Here is a 25,039-nt window from a genome sequence, read left to right as displayed (position 1 = left end):
AACGGACCGTCGAGCACGTCGGGGGGCCACCCCACCCGGCCCGGACCACCACCTCCGGAACCCCGGCCAGTGGCGACGCCACCGGGAGCACCCCGGCCCCGAGGCGGGGCCGAGCGGTCAGCGGCCGCCCACACCACCCGGTGACGTGCCGGCCGGCGCCCGAAGGGCAGTCGCCTCAGCGCGTCCCGCGCAGGCTCGCCCGCCAGGCGGCGCGCAGCGGGTGGGTGTCGTAGACGATCCGCAGCTCGGCGATCGACCAGTCCTCGGTGAACGTCAACACATCCACGCAGTCGAAGGAGGTCGGCTGGCCGTCCGGGAGCCGCCAGTCGTACCGGAACCGCACCGCCGCCCGCCGCGTGTCGGCGACCGAGACGAACACGTCCAAGGGAGTCACCGCCGACCGCTGCGTCGCGGCCGCGAGTTCGGGGTAGAACTCCCGGGCGGGGATGCGGCCGGTCATCGGGGAGCTGACCACGCCGTCGTCCGAGAACAGCGCAAGCACGCCGGTCACGTCTCCGGCCGCCAACCGGCTCAGGTAACGGTCCGTCGTGCCCCGCACGTGGTCCTGGGCGGAGCTGTCCATGACCATCAGCGTACGGGACCGACCGGCCCAGCACGGAGCCGCGAGGCCCGCCCAGCGACCTCAGCCGGAGGGGAGGACGCTGAACGAACCCACCTGGACCTGGACGCTCTGGTTGCGACCGAGCGTCGCCCCCGGCGAGGGGGACTGGCTGAGGATCTGCCCGTCCTGCTCCAGGTTGTCCACCGGGACCTCGGTCTCCTCGAGGGAACCCGTCCAGCCGTCCTGTCCCAGCGCGTCCCGGGCCTCATCCACCGTCATGCCCGCCAGGTCCGTCATCGTGAGCTGGTCACCCTCGGACACGTCGAGCGTGATCGTCGCTCCCGGGTCGACCTTGGACCCCGACTCGGGCGACTGGGCCACCACCTCACCGGCCGGTTGGCTACCGCTGACGTTCCGCCGCGACACCTCGAAGCCGAGACTGCTCAACAGGCTCTCCGCCGAGTCGAACTGCTGGCCCACGACCGAGGGCACGGTGGACTGCTCCCGCTCGCGGCCCAGCGTGATGGACACCGACGTCCCCACCGGGACGGGGCCGGAACCCGCGGCGGGCGTCTGCGCGACCACCCGGTCCACCAGGCTCGAGTCCGAGGTCTGCTCGTAGCTGTAGGCCGGGTCGAGGTCCAGACCGAGCTCCTCCAACCGCCGCTTCGCGTCGTCCGAGGTCATCCTGCTGAGGTCGGGTACCTCGACGCTGTCCGGGCCGGTGCTCACCCAGTAGGCGACCGTGTCCCCCTCCTGGACCTCCGAGCCGAGACCCGGTTCGGAGCGGATCACCATCCCCTCCTCGACCTCGTCGGACGCCTCCTCGTTCTCCTCGCCGACGAGCCCGAGCTCCTCCAGCTCCGCAGCGGCCTCCTCGGCGGGAAGACCCACCAGGTCGGGGACGTTCACGAGCACCGGTTCGTCGACACCGGGTCCTGGGTCGGGTTCCTGCTGGTTGCCGAGCAGACCACTGGCCCACCACGCGCCGAGGCCCAGCACCACCACGCACAGCACCGTGACGAGCGCGGCCGTCCAACCCTTGCGACGCCGGCGGCGGCGCTCCTCCTCCTCGGCGAGCTCGTCGTAGTCGTCGTCCTCGTCCGACCGGTGGCGCCCACCGTCCGCGCCCTCGTCGGCCCCCATCATCGAGGTCCGTTCCTCGTCCGTCATCACCATCGGAGCGGAGGGACGCTGGCCCGAGAGCACCCGGACCAGGTCGGTGCGCATCTCGGCTGCGGACTGGTAGCGGTTCGCCGGGTTCTTGCTCATCGCCTTGAGGACGATCGCGTCCAGGGCGGCGGACACCCGTGAGTTGACCTCGGAGGGACGCCTCGGGTCCTCCCGCACGTGCTGGTAGGCGACCGCGACCGGCGAGTCGCCGGTGAACGGGGGCTCCCCGGTGAGCAGCTCGAAGAGGACGCAGCCCGCCGCGTACACGTCACTGCGGGCGTCCACCGCCTCGCCCCGCGCCTGCTCCGGCGACAGGTACTGCGCGGTGCCGATCACCGCGGCCGTCTGCGTGACCGCGGCCTGACCGTCGTGCAGGGCCCTGGCGATCCCGAAGTCCATCACCTTGACCGCGCCGGACTTCGTGATCATGATGTTCGCCGGCTTGACGTCCCGGTGGATGATGCCGTGCCGGTGGCTGAAGTCGAGCGCGGCGCAGGCGTCGGCCATGACCTCCATGGCCCGGCGGTTGGACAGCGGCCCGTCGCCCTTGACCATGTCCCGCAGGGTTCGGCCGTCGACGTACTCCATGACGATGTAGGGGAGGGGACCGTACTCGGTCTCGGTCTCCCCGGTGTCGTACACGGCGACGATCGCCGGATGGTTGAGCGCGGCCGCGTTCTGCGCCTCCCGGCGGAAACGGAGCTGGAACGTCGGGTCCCTCGCCAGGTCGGCACGCAGCACCTTCACGGCCACGTCCCTGCTGAGGCGGACGTCCCGGCCCTGGTGGACCTCGGACATGCCTCCGTAACCGAGCGTTCCGCCCAGTTCGTAGCGGTTGGAGAGCAGGCGCTGCGTGCTCATTACTACGTCGTCCCGATCCTCGTCAACGGTCGTCTCATGATGCCTGCCCGACGGCCGGCACCAAACCCCCGCCACTCCTCGGGAGTGGCGGACCGGCTGGTGCGGCCGCGGCCGCGCCGGGCGTGCCCCGCCCCTACTCCTGCGTGCACCACACCTCGACCTCGGTTCCGACCGGCACCTCGCCCTGGGCCGGGACAACCAGGTCGACCCAACAGTGTGCCGGGTCCTTCGGCGTACCCTCGTCCTCCTCCGTGCGCAGGCGAGGTTCGAGCCCCTGCTCGCGGAGCGCGTCGGCCACCACGTCGGCTGACCTCCCGAGCAACTCGCGGGGGTCGACCATCACCCCCGGCGTCCGGTCCGGCGGACCACCGCCGGCGGGATCGTCGGTGGGGCGGGTGTCCCCCGGGTACCGCTGCTGACCGGGAACCTCACTGAACTCCTCTCCCGTGTCCGTCCTCTCCACCGGCGTGTCGTGGGATGTCGGTTCCTGATTGTGCCCGAGGATGCGGGTGACGCCCCACACCGATACGGCCACCGCCGCGACGAGCAGGAGCACCACCGTCACCCACAGCGCGGTTCGCCCCCCGTTCGGAGGGGGAGGGCCGTGACCCGGCCCCGGGTAGGGGGCCTGATGACCGGCGCCGACCGGGTGAGGCGGGCCCCCACCCACGACACCGGCTGGTTGCGGCGGCATCCCGGCCGGGACGCTCGGCACCGGGCCGGTCGTGGCCGCGAGCGGAACCCCGAGCTGAGGAGCCAGTCCGGACGGCGGCGGCAGCGGTCGGCCAGCCCGCACTGCGGCCACGGCCGCGGCGAACTCGCCTCCGCTACGGTAGCGACGACGCGGGTCCTTGACCAGGGTCGCGTCGATCAGCGCCCGCACCGCGGGTGGTACATCCACCGGAAGTGGCGGCGGCAACTCACGGATGTGCATCATCGCGACCGTGACCGCGTTGTCCGACACGAACGGGCGGTGCCCCATCAGGCACTCGTAACCCACCACCGCCAGCGAGTACACGTCACTCGTCGGTTCGGCCTCCCCGCCCAGCGCCTGTTCGGGGGCGATGTAGTGCGCCGTTCCCATCACCATTCCGGACCTGGTCACCGGGGCGGCGTCCGCCGCCTTGGCGATGCCGAAGTCCGTCAGCTTCACCCGACCGTCCGGGGACACCAGGATGTTGCCGGGTTTCACGTCCCGGTGCACCAGTCCGCGTTCGTGGGCGGCCTGCAACGCGTGGCCGGCCTGCTCCAGGACGTCCAGCGTCCGTTCCGCGGTCAGCCGGCCCTGCGTGGCGATGATCGCGGCGAGCGGGTCACCGACCACTCGCTCCATCACCAGGTAGGCGGTGTCCTCGGGGCCACCCGCGACCGCCGCCGTCTCGCCGTAGTCGTGCACCGAGGCGATGTTCTGGTGGTTCAGCGAGGCCGTCATCCTCGCCTCGGTCCGGAAGCGGTGCAGGAACTCGGCGTTGCCGCACAGCTCCGGTTTCAGCACCTTCACGGCGACCGTCCGGTCCAGGCGGGTGTCCGAGGCCTCCCACACCTCGCCCATGCCACCGACCGCGATCCGGTTACCCAGGCGGTAGCGGTCCGCGAGCAGCTGGCCGGAGGTCAGCACTGGTCAGCCACCTCCGAGGGCGGCCCGCATCACCTCACGCCCGAGGGGCGCGGCGACCTTGCCACCGGTGGCACCCAGACTGCGGTCCCCGCCGCTCTCCACCAGCACGGCCACCGCGACCTGCGGGTCCTCGGCGGGCGCGAAGGCCACGTACCAGGCGTGCGGCGGGTTCGCCCCCGGGTCGGTCCCCCACTGCGCGGTCCCCGTCTTCGACGCCACCGTGACGTTCGGCAGGACGTCACCTCCGCCACCGGTGTACTCCTCGGAGGCGATCATCATGTCGGTGAGCGTGGCCGCCGTCTCCGGGGAGATGGCCTGGTTCAGCTCGTCGGGCGATGTGCTGTCCAGCGTCGACAGGTCCGGGCCCAGGATGCTGTCCACCAGGTAGGGGGACATCCGCGTTCCACCGTTGGCGATGGTCGCCGCCATCATCGCGTTCTGCATCGGGGTCACCCGGACGTCCCGCTGCCCGATCCCCGCCTGGTACAGCTGCGCCACGTCGCCCAGCTCACCCATGCCCGAGGCCGCCACCCGGATCGGGATGAAGATCTCCTCGTCGAACCCGAACGACCGCGCCGTCTCCCGCATGGTGTCCGCGCCCAGCTCCCCGGAGATCTCCGCGAACGGCACGTTGCAGGACTCGGCCACGGCATCCTTCAGCGTCGCCGACTGCCCGTCGCCGCAGGGGTTGCGGTTGAAGTTCGGCAGGTCGGTGCTGGTGTTCGGCAGGGTGACCACCGGATCCGGGCTGACGCCGGTGTCCGACCGCCAGCCGTTCTCCAAGGCGGCGGCGGCGGTGATCAGCTTGAACGTCGACCCCGGGGGCTGGATCTCCTGGATGGCCCGGTTCCGCATCGGGCCGTCCTCCCGTTCCGTGTACTCCGCCCACGCCTCGGCCTGCACGTTGTTGTCGTGGTCGGCCAGCGGGCTCGGGTCGTAGGACGGCGTGTTCGCCATGGCGAGGATCGCCCCGGTCTTCGGGTCCAGCGCCACGATCGACCCGGTGAACCCCCGGTCCGCCAGCTGGTCGTAGGCGACCTGCTGCACGTGCGGGTCGACCGTCAGCCGGATCTTCCCGCCCTCCGGGTCCCGCCCGGTGATCAGGTCGGACAACCGCCGCACGAACAGCCGGTCGTCCGAACCGTTGAGGACGTCGTTCTCCACCGCCTCGATGCCCCGGCTGCCGTACCGGTCCGAGAAGAACCCGGTGATCGGCGCGTACACCGGACCGGCCGAGTACGTGCGCTGGAACCGAAGCCGCCCCCCGGTCTCCACGGCGCTCGCGATCACCTGGTCGCCGGCGAGGATGTCCCCCCGCTTCCGGGAGTACTCCTCCAGGGACTTCCGGACGCTGTTCCGGGGATCGGTGCGGTACTCGTCCGCCTTGATCACCTGGATGTAGGTGAGGTTGGCCATCAGCGCGACGACCAACAGCATCACGAACAGTGAGACTCGCCTCAGCGGTGTGTTCATGTCGGGCGCGCCACCATCTCCGTGTGTGCCTCCGCGATCGGCGCCTGCTTCGGCTTCGGCTTCGGCGGCGCCGCCGGGCGCCGCGCCGCGTCCGAGATCCGCAGCAGCAGCGCGATCAGGATGTAGTTGGCCAGCAGCGAGGACCCGCCGTAGGAGAGGAACGGCGCGGTGATGCCGGTGGAGGGGATGAGCTTGGTCACGCCGCCGACGACGATGAACACCTGGAGGCCGAGGGTGAACGCGAGACCGCCCGCCAGCAGCTTGCCGAAGCTGTCCCGCACCGCCAGCGCCGACCGCAGGCCGCGCATGACCAGCAGCAGGTAGAGGATGAGCACGGCGCTCAGGCCGACGAAGCCCATCTCCTCACCCATCCCGACGGTGATGAAGTCCGTGTGCGGCTCCGGCACGATGTCCGGCCGCCCCGACCCCAGGCCGCTGCCGAAGATCCCCCCGGAACCGAGGCTGAACAGCGACTGCACGATCTGGTAGCCGCCGCCGGCCTCGTCGTAGGTGGCGAAGGGGTCCATCCAGTTCGCGATCCGCTGCCGGACGTGCCCGAAGAGCTGGTACGCGACGAGGCACCCACCGACGAACAGCGTCAACCCCAGCACGACCCAGGCCGCGCGTTCGGTGGCGATGTAGAGCATCACCAGGACCATGCCGAAGAACAGCAGCGAGGTGCCGAGGTCCCGTTCGAAGACCAGGACCCCCACCGAGGCGCCCCAGGCGACGAAGAGCGGCGCCATGTCCCGGGCCCGGGGCCAGTTCATCCTCAGGAACGTGCGACCGGCGGCGGTGAACAGCTCCCGCTTCGAGACCAGGAAGGACGCGAAGAAGATCATCAACAGGATCTTCGCGAACTCACCCGGCTGGATGGAGAAGCCGCCAGGGAATCGCAACCAGATCTTCGCGCCGTTGACCGTCGGCGCGATCGAGGAGAACGGGATGATCCCGGGCAGAGCCAGCGCGACCAACCCGACCAGGCCGCAGGTGTAGCCGTACTTCGCCAGCGGGCGGTGGTCCTTGATCCGCCACAGCGTGAGGATGAAGAAGGCGACCCCGATGACCATCCACATGATCTGCCGGCCGACCAGCGGGCCGCCGTAGAACGCGGCCTGCGCGTCCTCGGGGTTGATCTCCAGCCGGGAGGCCATCGCGAGGTCGATCCGGTGGATCATCACCAGGCCCAGCCCGTTCAGCAGGGCCGCGAAGGGCAGGATCAGCGGGTCGGCGTAGGGCGCCCACTTGCGCACCGCGAAGTGCGCGGCGGCGAACAACGCGAGGAACGCGGCCCCGTTGTACAGGATCTGCGAGGTCAGCGCGGCTTCCTGGTTGGCGTCCACCAGGATGTTGGCGATGCTCAGCAGCGCGGCCGAGAAGGCGAGCAGCCACAGCTCAGTGGTCCGCCGCGTCGGCGGCGGCGGAGGCCCGGCCGGCGCCGTGGCGACGGTCGGTGACTCGTCGCCCGGCGGTGAGGGCTGGTTCATCGGCTGCGACATCACCCGACCACCCGGCAGTCCACCCCGGGCTGCTCGCTGGGCTCGGGCTGCTCCTCGACCGCCGTCTCGGCGGGCCGGGAGAGGGCGGACTTGTCCGCCGCCTCGTCGGTGTCCGCTTCCCCGACGTCGGAGATCGCGTTCGGCGAGACCGAGCCGGGGGCGTCGCCGCCGGCGTCCTCGTCCTGGGGCCTGGTCCCCTCGCCGTCACCCCTGGTGCCCTGGCCGACCTCGTCGTCCTCGGAGGAGCACGGCGGGAGCAGCTGCTCGGTGCGCAGCCGGGCGATGGTGTTCCTGGCTTCCTGGAGGCTCTCGTTGATGATCCCGCCGCGCACGGTGTCCTGCGCGGCCGGCTTCAGGTCGGTGACGCTGATCTCGGCGCAGTCGGTCGCGTCCGGTTCGCAGGAGCCCTCGACCTCCCGCTGGAAGGGAACGCCGAGTAACGAGCCCTGGACACCCTGGAAGATGGCGACCCGGTCGTCGGCGGCGGTGCCGACGAAGTACTGGCCCATCACCCAGCTGTAGCCGAAGAACCCGCCGACGCCGAGGAGCACGAGCACCAGGAGCATGACGAGCGCCAGTCGGAGCCGCCCCTTCCTGGGCTGCTCGGGTTCGGCGGCGCGGGTCGGTTCCGGTCGTGCCGGTCTTGGCAACGTCGTGGCCGAGGCGCGGGCGGCGGCCGAGTCGGGTGGCGGGGGATCCTCGCTGCCGTCACCAGCGGCACCACCGACGATGGGGGCGTTCTCCCCGAACTCCACGTCGACGACGTCCGCGACGATCACGGTGACGTTGTCCGGGCCGCCGCTCTTGAGCGCCAGCTCGATGAGGCGGTCGGCACAGGCCTGCGGATCGGTGATGCGCAGGGCCTCGTCCAGCGTCTCGTGGGTGACGACGCCGGAGAGCCCGTCCGAGCAGAGCAGGTAGCGGTCGCCCGCTCTCGCCTCCCGGACGGTGAGGGTCAGTTCGACGTCGTTGCCGGTCAACGCGCGCAACAACAGCGAACGCTGGGGATGGTTGGCGGCATCCTGTTCGGTGATGCGGCCCTCGTCGATCAGCGACTGCACGAAGGTGTCGTCGTGGGTGATCTGGCCGAGGGTGCTGTCCCGCAGCAGGTAGGCCCGGGAGTCGCCGACGTGGACCAGCCCGAGCCGGCTCCCGGCGAAGAGCACCGCGGTCAGCGTGGTGCCCATCCCCTCCAGTTCGGGATCACCGGCGACCAGCTCGTTGAGCATGCCGTTGCCGTTGCTGACGGCGTCCTCGAGCTGGCCGAGGAGGTCGTCGCCCGGCTCGTCGTCGTCGAGGGGCGCGAGGGCCGCGATGACGACCTTGCTCGCGACCTCGCCCGCGGCGTGGCCGCCCATGCCGTCGGCGAGGGCCAGGAGTCGGGGGCCGGCGTAGACGGAGTCCTGGTTGTTGGAACGAACCAGTCCACGGTCACTGCGGGCCGCGTAGCGGAGGACGAGGGTCATGAGTGCAGCTCGATCACCGTCTTGCCAATACGGATCGGGGCCCTGAGCGGGACTCGGGTCGGACCCGTGACCTTCGCCCGGTCGAGGTAGGTGCCGTTGGTGGAGCCGAGGTCCTCCACGTACCAGTCACTGCCGCGCAGCACCAGCCGCGCGTGCCGTGTCGAGGCGTAGTCGTCGTCGAGCACCAGCGTGGAATCGTCCGCCCTGCCGATCGAGATGGGCCGGCCGTCCAGGGCGATTCGCGTCCCCGCCAGCGCGCCCTGGGTGACCAGGAGCTGCCGGGGAGACTTCGCGCCCTTGGGCTGCCGAGGCTGCGCCCGCCGGGTGTTCGGCACCGACGCCCGCAACCCGGAGGCAGCGTAGAGATCGGAGCGAACCACCCGGAGCGCGGCCAGCACGAACAACCAGAGCAGAGCGAGGAATCCCGCTCTGGTCAGCTGAATCACCAGCTCTGGCACGTTTCACCCCCACCCGCGTGGGGATACCCGTCTTCCACTGTCTCCGACCGCTCCCGCCTGGAGGACACCCAAAAGGTACGGCCGGCTCAGCCCTGGCTCCGGAACACCAGGGACGAGTGGCCGATGCGGACGACGTCACCGTCGGCAAGCTGCCAAGTCTGCACCGAGTTGCCGTTGACCGTGGTCCCGTTGGTGGAACCGAGGTCGGCCAGCGTCGCACTCTGCCCATCCCAGGTGATCTCCAGGTGGCGCCGGGAGACACCGGTGTCGGGCAGCCGGAAGTGCGCGTCCTGGCCTCGCCCGACGACATTGCTGCCCTGGGTCAGCGTGTAGGTGCGGTTCGAGCCGTCGTCCAGCTGAAGGATAGCCGTCACCTGTCGGGGCCCGGTGCGCACGGCAGGCGGGGCGTATCCGGGCGCGCCCTGCTGGTCGTAGCCGGGCTGGCCGCCGTAGCCCTGTTGCGGCTGCTGGCCGTAGCCCTGGTCGTAGCCCTGGGGGGCGCCGCCGTAGCCCTGGTCGTACCCCTGCGGGGCGCCGCCGTAGCCCTGCTGCTGCTGCTGGCCGTAGCCGGGCTGGCCCTGGCCGTAGCCCTGGTCGTACCCCTGGGGGGCGCCGCCGTAGCCCTGGTCGTAGCCGGGCTGGCCCTGGCCGTAGCCCTGTTGCTGCTGGCCGTAGCCCTGGTCGTAGCCCTGGGGGGCGCCGCCGTAGCCCTGTTGCTGCTGCTGGCCGTAGCCCTGGTCGTAGCCGGGCTGGCCCTGGCCGTAGCCCTGGTCGTAACCGTACTGGCCCTGGCCGTAGCCCTGGTCATACCCGTACTGACCGGGCTGGCCGTACGGGTCGCTCTCGGGGTACTGCTGGCCGGGTGGCTGGCTCATGGGTCGTTCTCCTGTGTTGCGAGGTGGTGCCGGCCGCTGACCCGCATCCGGGTCGACGGACGAGCTGGTTCGGAACTGTCCCGTGTGCAGCGTTTCAGAGCGCTCCAGGGAGACTACGACGTCACCATATGTATCCCACCCTTGTTCGGCGAGGTGCTCCTTGACGCAGTCAGCGAGCAGCTGGGTGACCTGTTGCTCGTTGCCTGATAGTCGATCGTGGTCACCGGGACCCAGCGTTACCACGAAGTGGTTGGGGGCCAGGAGACGGCCGCCAGCCAGTTCCCGGACGTTGCCGTCAGCGTCGCGTTGCAGGCTCTGGGCGAGTTCCTGCGGGACGACGCTGCCGCCGAACACCCGGGCGAAGGTGTTACCAATGACGCCTTCGAGACGGCGCTCGAAGCGCTGCACGAGGCCCACCACATACCTCCACCTGATGCGACTACCTCCCCGATCGTATCCGTGCCGGAGGGGTGGGACATGCCCCCGTTCCAACTAGGTTCTGGGGCGTGCTAGGCTTTCGTCGTCGGTCAGCGAGACCAACTCCACTCGGGCGAGTGGCGGAATGGCAGACGCGCACGGTTCAGGTCCGTGTGTCCGTAAGGACGTGAGGGTTCAACTCCCTCCTCGCCCACCACCCTACGGGCGGCTCCGGTTCACGCACAGCGTGGCGGAGCCGCCCGTAGTCGTTCGTGGGGTGCTCCCCCTCCGCCCAGCCCGGCGCACCGTCACCCCCGGCGTCCCCTGCCCGCCGCGGTGCGGTGTTCCGGGACCGGGGCCGCTCGGAGGGTGCCGTGGGGCGTTGTCGGGGTCGCGGGCCCGGTGATCACGCGAACGGTTGACCAGCCACCGGCCTGGCCTCCCGCCCTCCCCGGTTGGCGAATCGCGCTGACCCCGTTTCGGTCGTGGTGGAACCCGGATGTCCATTCGTCGGGTGTGGATGCGCATTCGGCGATCCGCGTGGTGGTTCTCGGATCGTGCGGATGGTGATGTTCGGTTCAGTGCTGACAAAAGTCACCCCAAAAGTGGCGGGCGGGTGACAGGAAGTGTCGAGGTGCTACGTGAAACGCCCTTGAACCACCACCTCGGGATGCCACTCGCCCACACTTCCCATGTCGGCCGGAAGAACTCCTCGAATAGCCCGTTCGGCCGCATGCTGTGGTGTGGCGGTTCCGGGGCCGATCGTCCCCTCCGCCACCGCTAAGGGTCTCAGGGGAGATCATTATTCGCAAGGGATAGTACTACTCGCTGGTTCTTTCGTCCGCTGGTTTTCGCTGGTCACTCGAACGGCGGCATCGCTCGGCCGAAACCCGGGAACCGGTCGTCGACCGGTCATCGACCGCTCAACGCCGTCGGTCGCAGTGGTCGCATCGCTCTGGAGGAGTTTCTCAACGGAGCTGGTAACTCTGCTTAACGAACATTCGTCGCGACGGAATAGCGTCGCTGTTCACCCCGAGGAGGCGATGCCGGTGAGCCGCACACCTGGGCACGCGACCGGACCCCATTCCGACGTGTTGCCCACCCGGCCGAGGCCGGAGGTCGACCTGGCGGATCCACCCGAGAGCCTGAGCGAGGCAGTGGTCTCCGTTCTCGGGTGGCGCGGCGTGGCGTTGCCCGCCATGACGTTGCTCGGGCGACGGGTCGTTCCCGTCGCCGAACTGGTTCCCGAGGCCCACGCCGAGAGGTTGTGCCTCGGGTTCGGACCCAACACCGACCGCACCTCGGTCGCCACCTGGACGTGGCCCGAGATGGCCGGTCGCGTGCCGCCACCCGCGGTGCGCCTGTCCGGGGTCATCTCCTTCGCCCGCCACTGGCGGACCGCGCTGGGGTCGGCCGCTCCCTTCGCCCGGCACTGCGGCGCGGCGATGGTGCTGCCCGCCGCCGTCCACGGCATCGACGACTACCTCGACAACGCGCCGGGCCGTGCCCGCCGGCACGGTGTCTCCGTCCTCACCGCCGACGAGCACACGCTGCGCATCGACCAGACGGCGTGGGCCGACACGGTGAGCCCCGGGGGGTCGGTGACCGGGAGGTGGTTGCGGGAGTTGGTCTACGAGCGGTTGATCGCGCACATGGTCCGGGACGTGGCCGACCGGAGGGGCTGCCTCGCCGACTGACCCGGCCGGCGGGTACGTCGTGGACGGCGTCGCGGGCGCCGAGCGGTTAACGTTCTCGGATGCATGTAGTCATCGCCGGAGGACACGGGAAGATCGCACTCATCCTGCAGCGGTCGCTGGCCGCGCGGGGCGACAGCGTCACCGGGCTGATCCGCGATCCCGGTCACCTCGACGACGTCGCGAGCACGGGAGCGAGCGGAGTCGTGCTCGACCTGGAGTCAGCGGACCGGGGTGAGGTCGTGCGGCAGCTGGAGGGAGCGGACGCCGTGGTCTTCGCCGCCGGTGCGGGGCCGGGCAGTGGCGTGGCGAGGAAGGACACCGTGGACCGTGCCGCGGCCGTGCTCCTCGCGGATGCGGCCGAGGCGGCGCGGGTGCCCCGGTTCGTCCAGATCAGCGCGATGGGTCTCGACCGGGCCGAGGACGAGGGGATGGACGAGGTCTTCGCGGCCTATCTCCGGGCGAAAGCGGCGGCCGAACGGGATTTGCGTTCGAGGAATCTGGACTGGACCATTCTGCGACCTGGGCGCCTGACCGACGACCCGGGCGCCGGCCGGGTCCACCTGGCCGAACGGGTGGAACCGGGTGAGGTTTCCCGAACGGACGTGGCCTCGGTACTTCTGGAGCTGTTGGGCAGCGGTGCCGGTACGAGGAAAACACTGGAACTCGTCGGTGGTGGCACTCCGGTCGACGAGGCGGTCGCCGGTATTTGACCCGGACTTCACCTTCGGTGGCCCGCTGCCGGTGGTATCGCGACGCCCAGGACGCGCGGAAGGGCCGCTCCCCGGAAACGGGGGCGGCCCTTCGTCGTGGGTGATGAACCCTGGCTATCACGCTCAGTAATATTTACCTTCCGCTAACTTGCTCCATTTCTTGTCTTTCGCCGCGCATTGGGTGATTCTCCGCTTACCCAGGTGATTCGACGGCGGCCGCTCGCCTTGCCACAATGCATAGTCGTGTGATCTGGAGTCCGCAGGTGGGGGATGTCGGTCTCCGACTTTCCGACCGGGCAATTCGGTGACAGCCAGCCGGGATGACGCGCGCCCGTCGGGTCGGGTCGACGACAGCGGGCGCCGTGCCCTGGCTGTGGTGAGGTGAGGGAGGCGCTGGCACAGTTGATGACTCAGGGCGGAACGCGGGTGGTGACGCCGGAACCCGCGACGCGGGCCCCCGAGACCGGGACCCCACCGACACCCGCCGACCCCGACCTCGCCTTCATCGAGGGGCTGCTGCGGGAGGGCGGGTACGGGCTCGCCGTCGAACGCAGGAACGGGAACGTGGTGCTCACCGGCGTCGGTACGGGGACCGGTGTCCGGCTGCCCGATCCGGCGGACCGGGCAGCCGTCCTCCGCCAGCTGACCAGGCTCCGCCGGACCCGCCGGCGGCGAACCAGGAACTGGGTCGAACGGGCGACGGTCGAGCTGGAGACGGGAGGACGCCCCGAGCTGTGGCACGTTCCCGACCTCCCCGGAGGTGGCGGGGGCGACGGCGCGCGCACCCTGCGCCTCGACGGCACCGGGTGGAGCCGGCTGGACCGGTTACCGGTCGACCACGACCTGCCCAGGAACCTCGCGGACCTCGCCGCCGAGAAGATCGACTTCTTCCGGGGGGACGACGGAGGTCTCGTCCTCCCCCCGCGCGGCCTCGTCGTTCCGCTGCCCACCCGACCCGGCACCGTCGTCGTCGCCCGACCTCCCGCCCCCGGTGCCCGCCGCGACGGGGACCGGGGCCCGAACTGGGAGGTCGAGCTCGAGGCCGACCCGGGTGCGCTCGTCTCCGACGGCGGCCCGGTCATCGCCCCACCTCGTACGCGACCGGACTCGGGCGCGGACGTCCCCGCTCCCCGCGCCGCCGGCTCCACGTCGGGTTTCGGGGGGCGGGCGGCGCTCGGCCGCCTCAACGGCTGGCGATCACTGAACGCCGTGGTGGAGTCGGACCCCTTCCTTCGGCTGCACTGCGCCACCCAGCCGGCGCTCGCCGCGCTGGCCGAGGGGGACACCGGTCGCGCGCTGCTGATCCGCTCCCCGGAACCCGTTCCCGCGCATCCCAGGTACCCCGTGGGCACCGTCGCGGTCACCCTCGACGCGCTCACGCGTCCGTCCCCGCCCTCGGGCCGCCCGCTCCTGCGCACGGTGATCGAGGCGAGGGAGGAACACTGGGAGGGGGAGCTGGACAACTTCACCGAGTACCTCGTCCGGCCGCTGACCTCGATCGTCACCGTCCTCCTCGACCACCACCGCCTCCTGGTGGCCGGCCCCCACGAACGCACCGTCGCCGCCGAGTTGTCCCCCGAACTGAGGCTGACCGGTCGGGTGGTGCTCCGCGACCCCGTCACCCCCCTCCCTGCCGGCGAGGGCCCGGTCCGGGTGGCGAGCGCCATGCGGGCCCTGCACCGGACACTCGGGCAGTTGGCCACCGCATTCCTGCGGGTCGGGGGCTGGCCGGAACGCGGGGTCGACGAGGTCAGGGAGGCGGTCGCCGAGACGGTGGCGGAGGAGTTCCGCCGGCTCGACCCGACCACCGCGGACCTGCTGAACTGCGAGCACCCGTTGCTCCGCTTCGTGCGGGTGGACCGTCGTACCGACGTCGACGGGCGGCGCGCCGCCCCCCGAACGGGGGGGCACGCGCCTCGGCCGGCGGTCCCGGTGCTGTCGCACGCCCGGTCACTGGCCGGGCTGGACATCGGGTCGATGCGCGGAGGTCGGCTGCTCACCGACCACGCCGTCTCCCTGGACGAGGAGCAGAGCCGGGTCCTGGTCGACCAGCTCGTCGCGCACGCCGACTGGGCGGCCAAACGCGCGGTGGACAACGCCCACCAGCACCTCGGTCACCGGCTGCGCGGGGTCGGGGAGGAGGAGCGGACGGTGGCGTTGGTCCACCACCTCCTCACGAGGAAGCAGTTCCTGAAGGGCTCCCGCTCGCACTACCCGCTGGACACCGCCCGCCAGGACCTGGTGCCCTTCGTTCGGGCCGGCGCACCCGTGCGCCTCGTCCTCACCGGCTTCCCCGTGAAGCACAACCAGAACGGCCTGAAAGCGACCGGCCCGCTGCCCGACCTCGCCGAACTCGGTGCGCTGGTCCGCCTCCGGGAGGTCGCGCAGACGGTCGGGGCGGTGCACCAGCCCGGCGTCCGGATCACGGTGCTGACCGACCAGCACCACTTCCGGCGCCGACCGGCGCCGCTGGCGGCGGCCTACCAGGCGAAGATGGGTGACTACCTGCGGATGGTCGCCGGGACCGCCGACATCGAGCTCCGCGATGTCGACGACGTCGCCGAGGAGAAGCTCGGTCCCGGGCTGCGCGCGGACCGGGAACGGCGGATCGGGTGGTACGAGCGGGCGCTGCACGACCACTTCGCCGACTTCGACCCGGTGGAGGGGCCAGCCGCCCTCGACGAGCGGATCGCCACGACCCCCGCCGGACCACTGGCCGATCTGGTGGCCAAGCTGCCGGACTTCTTCGGCTCGCTGCTGTTCTCCACGCCGTTGCCGACCCCGCCGGGAGTGCACCGGTTGCGGTGGGCCCGCCGGGTGTTCGCCGACATCCGGTCCGCGGGGCCGGCCGCCCCACCGGTGATCGCGGCGGCGCGCCGACGGGTGCTCCGCTCGGCGTGGGAGAGCGCCGTCCGCTATGTCGCCGTGCTCCGCGTCGACCGGGACCTCGGCTACGACCGGCTCTACCCGACCCGGGTGAGGTTGACCAACGTGCCCAAACCGGGGCACTGCGGGTTCTCCTGCCTCGGGGGGTCCGGTCTGCTGCCGTGGCACGGGACCGGGGCGGTCGACACGAGGGGGCACGTGTCCGCCGACTTCGCGGTATCACTCCAGAACCACTCGTTCGTGCCCGTCTACTCGCCGCTGTTGGGGCCCGGCCAGCCGTGGATGATGGTCCCGCCGACCGTGACGAGGGTGCTCTCCGGGAGAGCGGAACCGGTGATCGACGGCGAGTTCCTCGCGGGGATCCGGTTGCGTCGCAGGTGAGGGAGGGGCGGCCGTCGGGGGCCGGCCGGCTCCGGTCAGCCCCCAGCCGGGCTGGGGGCCGCGTCCCTGGCGTCGACCACGCCGAAGAAGGCTCCCTGCGGATCGCGGAGGGTGGCGATTCGACCGTAGGGGGTGTCGTTCGGACCGTCGGCGGTCGTCGCGCCGAGCCGCCGCGCGTGCGCGATGGTGTCCTCGGTGGACTCCACGCCGAAGTAGACGGCCCAGTGCGGGCCGAGCGCCGCCACCGGCTCCTCAACGGCGCTCATCGGCAGGACCCCGCCCACGGGCCGCTCGTCCAGTTCGAGCACCGAGTAGTCGGAGTCGGGAGAGGTCCGCGCTCCGTGGCCGAAGACGCGGTGGTAGAAGTCGAGGGCGCGGTCGGCATCCGTCACCACCAGTTCGTTCCACACGAGGGAGCCGGGCTCGTCGACCAGCTGGGCTCCCGGGAAGTCGCCGGCCTGCCACACCCCGAACACCGCGCCGGCGGAGTCCGAGGCGGTCAACAGGGTGGCGTGGCCGGCCAACTCCAACGGCTCGGTCGCCACCCCGCCCGCCGCCCTGATCCGGGTGGCGGCGCCGGCGGCGTCGTCGACGGCGAGGTAGGTCGTCCAGACCGCCTCGGTCGCCCCGTCCGCCGCCCGGCGTGCGATGCCGGCGACCGACTGCCCGTCGACCTGGCAGAACGTGTAGAGCCCCGCCGCCGGGTCACCCACGGCGAAGTCCCACCCGAAGAGCGTCCCGTAGAACTCCGCCGCCGCGTCCCGGTCGTCGGTCAGCAGGTCGACCCAGCACGGCATGCCCTCGCGGTACCGCGGGCCCTGGCTCATGGGTGCGCTCCTCTGGCCGGTGGACGGTCGTCCGCCCCGACCATAGGGCCGGTCCGGCGGGCCGGCCACGTGGAGCCGCCGGGATCAGGTGTCCAGCCGCGTCGCCAGGTAACCGCGCACCATCGCCCTGGCCTCGGCGAGGATCTCCGGTTCACCGTCGGGATCCTCGCGGAACGCGAGGTTCAGCACGGCGTCGGCCGCCTCGATCGCCACGGCCAACGGGAGTTTCAGCCGGTCCGGGGGCAGGTCGAACCGGTTGGCGAAGAGCACCGTCAGGCGTTCGGCCAGGACCATGTTGTTGTCCTTGCGGCCGTCGAGCAGCCGCAGGTCGACGACATCGCCGAAGTGCAGCGACGAGAACCCCGGGACCGTGCGGTGCATCGAGATGTAGAGGTCGAACACCGCGTCCGCCGCCTGCGACCAGTGTTCCATCGCGGGATCGGCGAAGCGTTTCGAGAGTTCCGCGAGGAAGCTGTCGAGGTTCCGCAACGTCAGTTCCTGGACCACGGCGCGCTTGTCGGGGAAGAACTGGTAGAGCGATCCGACCGCGACTCCGGCGCGCTCGGCGATGAGCGTCGTGGTGACCCCGTCGTATCCCAGCTCCGACACGAGTTCGGCGCACGCGGTGAGCATCCGCTCCACCCGCTGTGCGCTGCGCTGCTGGACTGGCCGTCTGCGCAGCGAGGTGATGCCGGTCGTCAATTCCGCTCTCCCTCTCGGTACCCGCGGCCTGCGGGGGGAACGGCTCCTCCGTCCGGAGGACGAATCGTGTCCGGACGGGGAACGCTTCCTATTATGTGAATAGGATTCGTGTTTGTTGCCTGTCGGGGACTCGCCAAGAGCCTCCAACACTCGATCAACGAGCGGAACGGCCCGAGGCCACGCGAACTGACCAGATTGAGCGAAGGCGCGGCCGACTCCACGGCGCCGGGACGCCCGGTCCCGGCGCCGACAGCACGCCTTCGGCTTGACGAGGAGGTCGAGATGACTGGCGGTGCCTCACCCACTCCCTCCCCATCCGCGCGGCGGTGGGGCGAGCACGATCTCGGGCGCACCGAGATCCGGGACACCTACCGAGCGGACCTGCGACCCACCACCCGTGACGTCTTCGCCGCGTCCCGCCCCGTCGACTTCGCCACCCTCGACTGGCGGGACATCGGGCGCCCCCACCGCGTCGAGAACTGGGCGGCCGCCCGGCTGAGCTGGGAAGCCGGTAACGGTCGGACCCTGCCCGTGCCAGACGCGTGGAAGATGTTCAACCGCTCGTTCCAGCACCTCTTCGACACCGACCCGGTAGCGGCCAGGGCCGAGGCGTTCCGCGCGGCCGGGATCCGGCTGCGCCGCGCGGAGCTCGACGCCGCCCGCCGCGCGATCGGCGAGGTCGCCCGCTGGACGGTGTGGAACCAGGCCCACCGGGTAGGGGACACCGTGTGGGACCCCCGGGCCAAACGGTCCCTCTTCGACGGGCTCGACCTGCGGCGACCGCGTGTCCTCTTCCTCGGAGCGGCCGACGGCTACGAGGCGATGCTGCTCTCCGCCATGTACCCGGGAGGCGAATCGGTACTCGTCGACTACGACGACTACTGCCGCGACCACCGCTTCGGCTCGTTCCCCACGGACTACCCCTTCCTCGGCGTCGACCCCGCCACCGGTTCCCCCCGCGTCTGGCACCGCGACCAGATGGACCTCAGCTACCTCGTCTCCGACATCCGCGACCTCGACTTCGGACCGGAGTTCGACGTGGTCGTCTCCATCGGGCTCGTCGAACACTTCCCGGACGAGCACAAACCCGAGGCCTTCGACTGGCACCGCCGTTTCCTGCGCCCCGGGGGGTACGCGATCCTCACCACGCCCAGGGTGGCGCTGCGCACCCGCATGTTCTACCGGCTCTTCGGGGACCTGATGAACTTCTCCTACCGCGAGCTCCAGACCGTCGAACAGCTCGGCCTCTACGCGCACGAGAACGGGTTCGAGGTGCTCCGCCACGGTGAGATCAAGACGCACAACGGGGTCGTCTGCCGGCCTCGGTGACCCAGCGGTGGCACGCCCCGCCGCCGCCGTCGCCGCGAGCCGCGAGCGGTGCCGACAGGGGAAACGGGCCCGGGTCCGCGTCGGTGTGGGCGGCGACGGAACCCGGGCCCGTTCCTGGTGGCCCTCCGGGGCCCGCGTCCGACGGGTGCGGGTCGGGCGGCCCAGGCGGGAGGGCGGGCGCTCCGCCGGGCGCGTCCAGCGGGACGGCGGGGGCGGAGCTGGTTGGAATCCGCGGACCGGTGCCGTTCGGGGGAGGGGAGTGCCAGCACCGGCCCGCGGAGGTCTTCGTCGATCTTTTCTCGGGGAGTGACCGGTGGCCCGCGATGCGGTGTCGGGGGGCCTGCCGTGTGCGCGGGCCACCGGTCACGAGGCGGCTGTTCGCACTCGTTCCAGTCGGGGGGTGGTACGAGGGCGAGGCCGCCGGTTCGGGTCCGTCAGGAGACACCAGCCGGCACGGCCGGCCTCCTCCGGACGGAGGTGTGCGCCGGGCCGCGGCGGGCGGCCTCGACCGGGGCCGGCTGGAGGTGGCGCGAGGGGTGCGGCGCGAGGCCACCGGCGACCAGGTGCTCGTAGGCCGCCCGCCACACCTCGCACGGAGCCTTCCGCTGCCGCCACCTCGTCGAGCACTCCGGGCAGTTGCCCTTCTGGTCCGGCTGGTGGGCGTTGAGGAGGGAACGCCAGCCCTCCGTGAGACGAGGCAGCTCCGACCGAGCCACCGAGAGCAGGGAGGGCGTGTCGGCCCGGTTGGCCAACTCGGTCAGCATGTCCAGCCGCTCCCACACGGCGTTGCGCAGTACCCGACCCAGGATCTCGTCCACCGAAACGTCACCGTTGCCTTCCCGCCACCAGGGCGGTGTCGTGTCGCGCGGCGGCCGAGGCCGCCTCACGCAACGCGTTGCGGAGCGTCTCCACTTCCGAGGAGGAGAACACTGCTGTCTCTCCGGGTGGTCCCACGATCACCACTCGGTCTCCATCGACGAGCACCGTCACCACGCAGGGGCGGTTCGCGATGTCCCGGCACTCGACCAGCCACATCGGTCGGTCGTCCGCCAGACGGACGGACCCGTCACCGACCACCGGGAAATCCCCGGTCGGGGTGTCCTCACGCGTCGTCCAGTCCACGGTGTCCGGTCGCTCCCTGCTCGCTGCCCGTCGTTCCCTTGCCGTCACCAACAGTGCTGCACGTGGTTGGCTGGGGGGAGACGGGATGCGCCGATCGGCCGGGGTTCCACGACGAGCGGTACCACCCCTTCACAGGGGCCGATCACCTCCGCCGATCGGCGCTTCACCGCCGGGCCGGCATGGCCTTACTCTGCGGTTGGCGCCCGTTGCGGCGGGAGGGGGTTCAAATGAACACAATCGGTTCCCAGAGCTCGCCCGTTACACCAGAGGTCTGGGAGAAGCAGGAGATGCGCGACGCGCTCCTGCGACGTGACATCAGCACCGTGTACCGGATCCTCCGGCGGTTCGGCGTGTCCCAGCGACAGATCGCCGCGTCGACGGGCCAGTCCCAGTCCGAGGTGTCGGAGATCCTCAAGGGACGTCAGGTCATGGCCTACGACGTGCTGGCCAGGATCGCCACCGGACTCGGCGTACCCCGGGGCTACATGGGACTCGCCTACGACGAGGCCACGGCGGCACGTGTCGTCGGGGTCATCGACGACGCGCAGGCTGAAGAGGAGGAATCGGTGAAGCGTCGCAAGTTCCTGGCGCACGCCGCCGCCGTGACGGTCGGCGCGGCCGTGTTCGGCTCCGAGCCCGGCTGGGCCGCGACCGCCGCCCGTACCCCCGTGCCCAACCGCATCGGCCTCACCGACGTCCGCCAGATCGAGGCGGCCACCGGAGCGCTGCGGTCCCTGGACTCCCGGCATGGCGGCGGCTTCTGCCGCGACGCCGTGATCGCCCAGCTCAACTGGGCGCAGCAGCTCCTGGGCGCCCAGCGGACCGAGGAGGTGGAGCAGCGGCTGTTCGTCGCGATCGGCGACCTCTACGGCCTCGCGGGCTGGACCTCGTTCGACATCGGGTTGATCGACTCCGCGCGTAGCCACTTCGGGCGGGCCCTCGAATTCGCCAAGCGCGGCGGGAACGACACGCTGGTCGCGAACATCCTCTACCGCACCGGCCGCCTCTACCTGCACCACAAGGAGCCCAACGAGGCGCTGAAGATGTTCCAGCTCGGCCAGGTCGCCGCCCAGAACACCGGCTCCGCCCTCACCGTCGCGGTCCTCTGCGCCAACGAGGCCTGGGCCTACGCGGAGGCCGGGCTCGCCCGCCAGGCGATCCTGCAACTCGGCATGTCCAAGGACGCCTTCGCGCGGTCCAACCCCGACGAGGTGCCCCCCTGGGTCCGGTTCTTCGACGAGACCGACCTGCACTCCATGATCGGCGCCGTCTACACCACGCTCGCGGCGGCCGAGGGAGCCGACCCGAACCACTCCCGGATCGCCGTCAACGCCCTGGAACAGGCGAGCGCCAACCTCCGCGAGGACATGAACCGCAACCGGGGCTTCCAGCAGATCATGATGGCGTCCAACCACCTCCGCACCGGGGACATCGACCACGGCGTCCGCTGCGGCCACCTGGCCATCGAGGCCAGCGAGGACGTGCGGTCCAGCCGGATGCGCGACCGTCTGCGACCGCTGCTCGCCGAGACCCGCAAACGGTCCGCGAACCCGGCGGCCAAGGAGCTCAACGAACGACTCACGCTCCACCTGTCCGCGTGAACACGCTGGTCGCCGCCGCACCAGACGGCCGGTTCACCCAGGACAAGCTCATCGCGGTGTTGCGGGAGGTGTGCCGCACGCAGGGGCTCGACGCCACCGGTGCCACCCTGCTCCGCTGCACCAACAACGCCGTCTTCCGGCTGGCGGCGGACCGGGCGGTGGTGCGCATCGTCGTCTCCACCAAACTGCTGCACCGCGTGGAGAAGGTGGTGCGCACCGCCCGCTGGCTCGCCGAACACGACGTGCCCGCGGTCCGGCTGCTGCCCGGGGTCCGCCAGCCCGTCCGGGTCGGTGGCCACGTGGCCACCCTCTGGGAGGACGTGCCCGAGGCCGGGCCGCCGGCTTCGGTCAACGACCTCGCGGACGTCCTCCGGGCCTTGCACGCGCTCCCGATGCCCGACCACCCGCTGCCCTACTGGGCGCCCCTGGACGACGTGCGTCGGCGGCTGACCGACGCCGAGGAACTCGCCGACGACGACCGGGCCTTCCTGGAGGAACGCTGCTCCGAGCTGGAACGGCGGCTGCACGACCTGACGTTCCCGCTCCAGGAGGGCTTCGTGCACGGGGACGCGCACCTGGGAAACCTGATCTCCGGTCCCGCCGGTCCCGTCGTCTGCGACTTCGACTCGTCCTGCGTCGGCCCCCGCGAGTGGGATCTCACCCCGATGGCGGTGGGCGTCCTGCGGTTCGGGGCGTCCCGTCGGCGCTACCGGCAGCTCGCCGCGCGGTACGGGTTCGACCTCCTGCGCTGGAGCGGTTTCCCGGTGCTGCGCGACGTGCGGGAGCTCAAACTGACGACCAGCGTGCTGCCCATCCTGCGCAGCAAACCCGAGTTCCGGCCCCAGCTCGAGCTGCGGCTCCGGTCGCTGCGTGAGGGAGACGCGAGCGCGAGGTGGACCCGCTACCGGTGACCACCACGCGGAGACCGTCGCCCTCGGTACCCGAACGGTAACGTCTCGCGACCGCCCGTCGATGTCACGGGCGTCACAGTCGACCAGAGGACCCCTCCGCGTTCCGACGGCGCGCACCGCGGCGCCTCGGCGTTCCGGCGGACGAACTCTCGGCAGCGCGCGAGGTGATCAGCCCTGGTGATCGTGCCCGAAGCCGTCGTCAACGGACAGTCGCGGCTGCCCTGGAGCGCCTGGAACGTGTGGAGCGCCTGGCGGGCCAGGCGGACCGCCAGGGCACTGGACCGGATCGTCCGAGGTCAACTACCCCTGGTGCGGAGGCTGGACCAGCCCGGTGCCCGCCGGACGGCCGACTACCTCGCGGAGATCGTGTTGCTCGCCCAGGCGTACCGGAACTTCGCCGACGGGTGGATCGACCGGACCGAACTCGACCGGCGAGGACGACGCTGCCTGGCCAGGATCGAGGCACTCCGGGAGGAGGTGGGGCCGCCCCCGCTCACCAGCTGGACACGTCTCGGCCCCCTGGTCTGACCCGCCCGCTCCCACACCACGGGATGCCCGGGGCCCCCGGTCGCCGCCTGGCGCCGCCCAGCGACCGTTCGACGCCCCTGCCCGCCCGGGCCGAGGCCGGGCCGTGTCCCGACGCTCAGCGTCGCCGGGACCGGTTCGTCGAGGGGCCGGCGACGCGGAACGCCACCAGCAGGCCGACCACCAACAGCGCTCCCGCCCCCGCCAACCACCACCACACGGCTGCGACGCCGGACGCGGCCGGTTCCTCCCCGTCCTCCGAGGCCCCCCCGGTCCCGGTCCGCCGGTCCGCCCGGCGGTTGGGGCGGGACCGTCCCGGGGCCGTCGTCGGCCAGGATGAAGGTGAGGGTGTCCGACACCGGGTGCCCGTCGGCGGACAGGACCCGGTACGCGATGGTGTACTCGCCGGCCGGTCCCAGCGGGTGCAGGCGCTGGCGCACGGCGGTCCCCTCCACGGCGACCTCCTCGTCCAGTTCCCACCGGTTCCCGTCGGGGCCGGTGACGGTCACGGTGTTGACACCACCGAGGACCCGCTGGTCGAAGACCAGCTCCACCGCGTCGGGACCGGTGGGGAGCGTGGCCCCGTCCACGGGGTCGCTCCTTACCAACACGTTGTGCGCCGACGCGGGCCAGGCGAGGACGACGAGCAGCGAGACCACCGCACCGAACACGGCCGCCACGGTCACCCCACGGGGCATGACCGACGCCGCCGGCACCGACCGGCTCCCGTTCCCCCGCGACACCAGCACCGCCATCACCCCCGCCGCGTCCTGACCAGCACGCCCAACGCGAGCCCCAGGTCCAGTGCCCCGACCACGAGGCCCATCCCACCGAGGGCACGCGCGGTCCCGCCCTCGGCGCCGCCCACCGGTGAGGCGGCGTCCTCCGAGGGCTCCGCGTGGTCGTGGTGGCCGGCACCGCCCTCGTCGAGCCTGAGCGTGGGAGCGGGCAGGTCGGCCCCGTCCCGCGGCGGGGGATCGGCCCACGACACCACCTCACCCGGGTCGTGGGTCCGCTCCGCCGGCATCACGACGACGTCGGCACCCTCCGGGAACCCGCCCAGGTCGACCTCGAACTCCTGGAACTCCCCCGGCTCGACGCGCACCCCGTCCTCGGCGGTCCAGGTGACCGAGCTGACGGCTTCCGTGATCCCGACGCCGTGCGCCTCCACCGGTTCGTCCAACTCGACCGTCGCGACCTCCGAGGCCCGGCCCGGCGGGGGGCGGGCCGACACCGACGTCAACGGGTGCTCCTCGGGGAAAAGCACCGTGAGGGCCACCGTGCCCGCATGGGGCCGCTCGTCGGGGACGCGGAACGTGACCCTGCCCGACCCGCCGGCCGGCACCTCCTCGGGCCACGCCGGCACGTGCGCCGAGGCGGTACCCGCCCAGACCAGGCCGAGGACCACCACGACGGCCGTGCCCACCGCGACCTGGCTGGCCCGCCGGGCCGCCACGCCGTGTTCGAACGACACCATCCCCCCCTGACCCCGCGGAGGACCGCGACCGGGACCCGCGCCGCGCCCGACCCCCTACCCGGGCGCCGGGCCGCCGACCGACACCCACCACGGTAACCAGCCGACCCGCCGCCCAGCGACGACGACGGCGGCGCAGCCGTCCAGGGCCGGCGCCGGCGGGGCCTCGTCCCGCGCGGACCGCCGGGTGGCGGGTGGACGCACCCGGCCCGCGGCCGCTCTCCCCCGGAGTGGCGCCTTGCCAAACGTCCCGACAGCGCAGATAACGAGGTTGTGGTTCCCGGGGCGAGGACCACCCGCCGGTCCCTCACCCCGCCGGGGAACCACGGCGGGAGCAAGCACCACCAGCGACGACGCCGGTCAGGAGGGGTGTGAGGTGAAGCACGCGCCGATGTGGTGCCGCTCCGGGAGGACGGCCCGGTCCGTGGCGGCCAGATCAACCGGGGATGTCGTTTCCACTACGTCCGCACCG

Annotated in this window: 20 protein-coding genes, 1 tRNA gene and 1 pseudogene; 8 read left to right on the top strand and 14 right to left on the bottom strand. The window is 71.5% G+C overall.

The window, feature by feature from the left end:
• Positions 1-175: 175 nt before the first annotated feature.
• The 8 genes from C1701_RS10830 to C1701_RS10795 all read right to left on the bottom strand — a co-directional run bounded on the left by C1701_RS10830 (position 176) and on the right by C1701_RS10795 (position 10,402).
• Positions 176-583, bottom strand: a complete 408-nt coding sequence (locus tag C1701_RS10830; RefSeq protein WP_051313633.1) for a nuclear transport factor 2 family protein — start codon at positions 581-583, stop codon at positions 176-178.
• 60 nt (positions 584-643) lie between these two features.
• A complete protein-coding gene (gene pknB, locus C1701_RS10825) occupies positions 644-2,596 on the bottom strand; it encodes a Stk1 family PASTA domain-containing Ser/Thr kinase (RefSeq protein WP_026417836.1) in 1,953 nt (650 codons plus the stop codon).
• A 133-nt stretch (positions 2,597-2,729) separates the two neighbouring features.
• Positions 2,730-4,214, bottom strand: coding sequence for a serine/threonine-protein kinase (locus tag C1701_RS10820; protein ID WP_026417835.1), 1,485 nt, complete (start codon positions 4,212-4,214; stop codon positions 2,730-2,732).
• A gap of 3 nt (positions 4,215-4,217) precedes the next feature.
• Entirely contained in the window at positions 4,218-5,687 is a 1,470-nt protein-coding gene (locus C1701_RS10815) for a peptidoglycan D,D-transpeptidase FtsI family protein (RefSeq protein ID WP_026417834.1), read from the bottom strand.
• Positions 5,684-7,186 (bottom strand): FtsW/RodA/SpoVE family cell cycle protein, encoded by a 1,503-nt coding sequence (locus tag C1701_RS10810; protein ID WP_026417833.1) that lies wholly within the window; start codon positions 7,184-7,186, stop codon positions 5,684-5,686. Before C1701_RS10810 ends, C1701_RS10815 begins: the two co-directional genes overlap by 4 nt.
• Entirely contained in the window at positions 7,186-8,652 is a 1,467-nt protein-coding gene (locus C1701_RS10805) for a PP2C family protein-serine/threonine phosphatase (protein WP_026417832.1), read from the bottom strand. Before C1701_RS10805 ends, C1701_RS10810 begins: the two co-directional genes overlap by 1 nt.
• On the bottom strand, positions 8,649-9,110 hold the full coding sequence (locus C1701_RS10800; protein ID WP_016700086.1) for an FHA domain-containing protein FhaB/FipA: 462 nt from the start codon (positions 9,108-9,110) through the stop codon (positions 8,649-8,651). Before C1701_RS10800 ends, C1701_RS10805 begins: the two co-directional genes overlap by 4 nt.
• Before the next feature lie 86 nt (positions 9,111-9,196).
• Positions 9,197-10,402, bottom strand: a complete 1,206-nt coding sequence (locus tag C1701_RS10795; RefSeq protein ID WP_103055873.1) for a DUF3662 and FHA domain-containing protein — start codon at positions 10,400-10,402, stop codon at positions 9,197-9,199.
• Positions 10,403-10,533: 131 nt separating this feature from the next.
• On the opposite strand from C1701_RS10795, the gene C1701_RS10790 reads away from it, so the two are divergent.
• The 4 genes from C1701_RS10790 to C1701_RS10775 all read left to right on the top strand — a co-directional run bounded on the left by C1701_RS10790 (position 10,534) and on the right by C1701_RS10775 (position 16,076).
• Positions 10,534-10,619: transfer RNA gene (locus C1701_RS10790), tRNA-Leu, on the top strand.
• An 826-nt stretch (positions 10,620-11,445) separates the two neighbouring features.
• A complete protein-coding gene (locus C1701_RS10785; protein WP_026417830.1) occupies positions 11,446-12,099 on the top strand; it encodes a hypothetical protein in 654 nt (217 codons plus the stop codon).
• A gap of 59 nt (positions 12,100-12,158) precedes the next feature.
• The gene (locus C1701_RS10780) at positions 12,159-12,809 is read left to right on the top strand and encodes an NAD(P)H-binding protein (RefSeq protein ID WP_026417829.1); all 651 of its coding nucleotides are present in this window, start codon (positions 12,159-12,161) and stop codon (positions 12,807-12,809) included.
• Between the two features lie 429 nt (positions 12,810-13,238).
• Positions 13,239-16,076, top strand: coding sequence for an L-tyrosine/L-tryptophan isonitrile synthase family protein (locus C1701_RS10775; protein WP_155886046.1), 2,838 nt, complete (start codon positions 13,239-13,241; stop codon positions 16,074-16,076).
• Positions 16,077-16,111: 35 nt separating this feature from the next.
• On the opposite strand, the gene C1701_RS10770 is transcribed toward C1701_RS10775, so the two are convergent.
• Together C1701_RS10770 and C1701_RS10765 are read right to left on the bottom strand one after the other, a co-directional pair.
• Positions 16,112-16,903, bottom strand: coding sequence for a VOC family protein (locus C1701_RS10770; protein ID WP_030226015.1), 792 nt, complete (start codon positions 16,901-16,903; stop codon positions 16,112-16,114).
• Positions 16,904-16,987: 84 nt separating this feature from the next.
• Entirely contained in the window at positions 16,988-17,545 is a 558-nt protein-coding gene (locus C1701_RS10765) for a TetR/AcrR family transcriptional regulator (RefSeq protein WP_051313631.1), read from the bottom strand.
• 342 nt (positions 17,546-17,887) lie between these two features.
• Between C1701_RS10765 and C1701_RS10760 the strand changes: the two genes are divergently transcribed.
• Positions 17,888-18,934, top strand: a complete 1,047-nt coding sequence (locus C1701_RS10760) for a class I SAM-dependent methyltransferase (RefSeq protein ID WP_026417825.1) — start codon at positions 17,888-17,890, stop codon at positions 18,932-18,934.
• 434 nt (positions 18,935-19,368) lie between these two features.
• On the opposite strand, the gene C1701_RS10755 is transcribed toward C1701_RS10760, so the two are convergent.
• Together C1701_RS10755 and C1701_RS10750 are read right to left on the bottom strand one after the other, a co-directional pair.
• Complete coding sequence (locus C1701_RS10755; RefSeq protein WP_030226021.1) at positions 19,369-19,752, bottom strand: hypothetical protein; 384 nt, start codon at positions 19,750-19,752, stop codon at positions 19,369-19,371.
• Positions 19,753-19,759: 7 nt separating this feature from the next.
• Positions 19,760-20,056: a hypothetical protein gene (locus tag C1701_RS10750; protein ID WP_245588705.1), complete on the bottom strand. Its 297-nt coding sequence runs from the start codon at positions 20,054-20,056 to the stop codon at positions 19,760-19,762.
• Positions 20,057-20,343: 287 nt separating this feature from the next.
• Here C1701_RS10750 and C1701_RS10745 point away from each other — a divergent pair, with 287 nt between their 5' ends.
• From C1701_RS10745 to C1701_RS10735, 3 genes are all read left to right on the top strand, one after another.
• Positions 20,344-21,657, top strand: coding sequence for a helix-turn-helix domain-containing protein (locus tag C1701_RS10745; protein ID WP_337662223.1), 1,314 nt, complete (start codon positions 20,344-20,346; stop codon positions 21,655-21,657).
• Positions 21,654-22,568, top strand: coding sequence for an aminoglycoside phosphotransferase family protein (locus tag C1701_RS10740; protein WP_026417822.1), 915 nt, complete (start codon positions 21,654-21,656; stop codon positions 22,566-22,568). Before C1701_RS10745 ends, C1701_RS10740 begins: the two co-directional genes overlap by 4 nt.
• A 177-nt stretch (positions 22,569-22,745) precedes the next feature.
• The gene (locus C1701_RS10735; RefSeq protein WP_248783792.1) at positions 22,746-23,096 is read left to right on the top strand and encodes a hypothetical protein; all 351 of its coding nucleotides are present in this window, start codon (positions 22,746-22,748) and stop codon (positions 23,094-23,096) included.
• A 395-nt stretch (positions 23,097-23,491) separates the two neighbouring features.
• Here C1701_RS10735 and C1701_RS27300 read toward each other — a convergent pair.
• Both C1701_RS27300 and C1701_RS10725 read right to left on the bottom strand, forming a co-directional pair.
• Positions 23,492-23,791: pseudogene (locus C1701_RS27300) on the bottom strand (copper resistance CopC family protein); the annotation flags it as partial.
• A gap of 56 nt (positions 23,792-23,847) precedes the next feature.
• Positions 23,848-24,570: a YcnI family copper-binding membrane protein gene (locus tag C1701_RS10725; RefSeq protein ID WP_337662222.1), complete on the bottom strand. Its 723-nt coding sequence runs from the start codon at positions 24,568-24,570 to the stop codon at positions 23,848-23,850.
• Positions 24,571-25,039 lie beyond the last annotated feature (469 nt).

It is taken from the genome of Actinoalloteichus sp. AHMU CJ021 (genome assembly GCF_002895405.1).
In the GTDB taxonomy this organism is placed as follows: Bacteria; Actinomycetota; Actinomycetes; order Mycobacteriales; family Pseudonocardiaceae; genus Actinoalloteichus_B; species Actinoalloteichus_B caeruleus.
This window is presented reverse-complemented; position numbering and strand designations above follow the sequence as displayed.

Excerpts from the sequence above, each read along its gene's own strand:
- C1701_RS10830 (WP_051313633.1), bottom strand. The coding sequence starts at position 583 with ATGGACAGCTCCGCCCAGGACCACGTGCGGGGCACGACGGACCGTTAC.
- pknB (WP_026417836.1), bottom strand. The coding sequence starts at position 2,596 with ATGAGCACGCAGCGCCTGCTCTCCAACCGCTACGAACTGGGCGGAACG.
- C1701_RS10815 (WP_026417834.1), bottom strand. The coding sequence starts at position 5,687 with ATGAACACACCGCTGAGGCGAGTCTCACTGTTCGTGATGCTGTTGGTC.
- C1701_RS10810 (WP_026417833.1), bottom strand. The coding sequence starts at position 7,186 with ATGTCGCAGCCGATGAACCAGCCCTCACCGCCGGGCGACGAGTCACCG.
- C1701_RS10805 (WP_026417832.1), bottom strand. The coding sequence starts at position 8,652 with ATGACCCTCGTCCTCCGCTACGCGGCCCGCAGTGACCGTGGACTGGTT.
- C1701_RS10785 (WP_026417830.1), top strand. The coding sequence starts at position 11,446 with ATGCCGGTGAGCCGCACACCTGGGCACGCGACCGGACCCCATTCCGAC.
- C1701_RS10780 (WP_026417829.1), top strand. The coding sequence starts at position 12,159 with ATGCATGTAGTCATCGCCGGAGGACACGGGAAGATCGCACTCATCCTG.
- C1701_RS10770 (WP_030226015.1), bottom strand. The coding sequence starts at position 16,903 with ATGAGCCAGGGCCCGCGGTACCGCGAGGGCATGCCGTGCTGGGTCGAC.
- C1701_RS10760 (WP_026417825.1), top strand. The coding sequence starts at position 17,888 with ATGACTGGCGGTGCCTCACCCACTCCCTCCCCATCCGCGCGGCGGTGG.
- C1701_RS10745 (WP_337662223.1), top strand. The coding sequence starts at position 20,344 with ATGCGCGACGCGCTCCTGCGACGTGACATCAGCACCGTGTACCGGATC.
- C1701_RS10725 (WP_337662222.1), bottom strand. The coding sequence starts at position 24,570 with ATGGTGTCGTTCGAACACGGCGTGGCGGCCCGGCGGGCCAGCCAGGTC.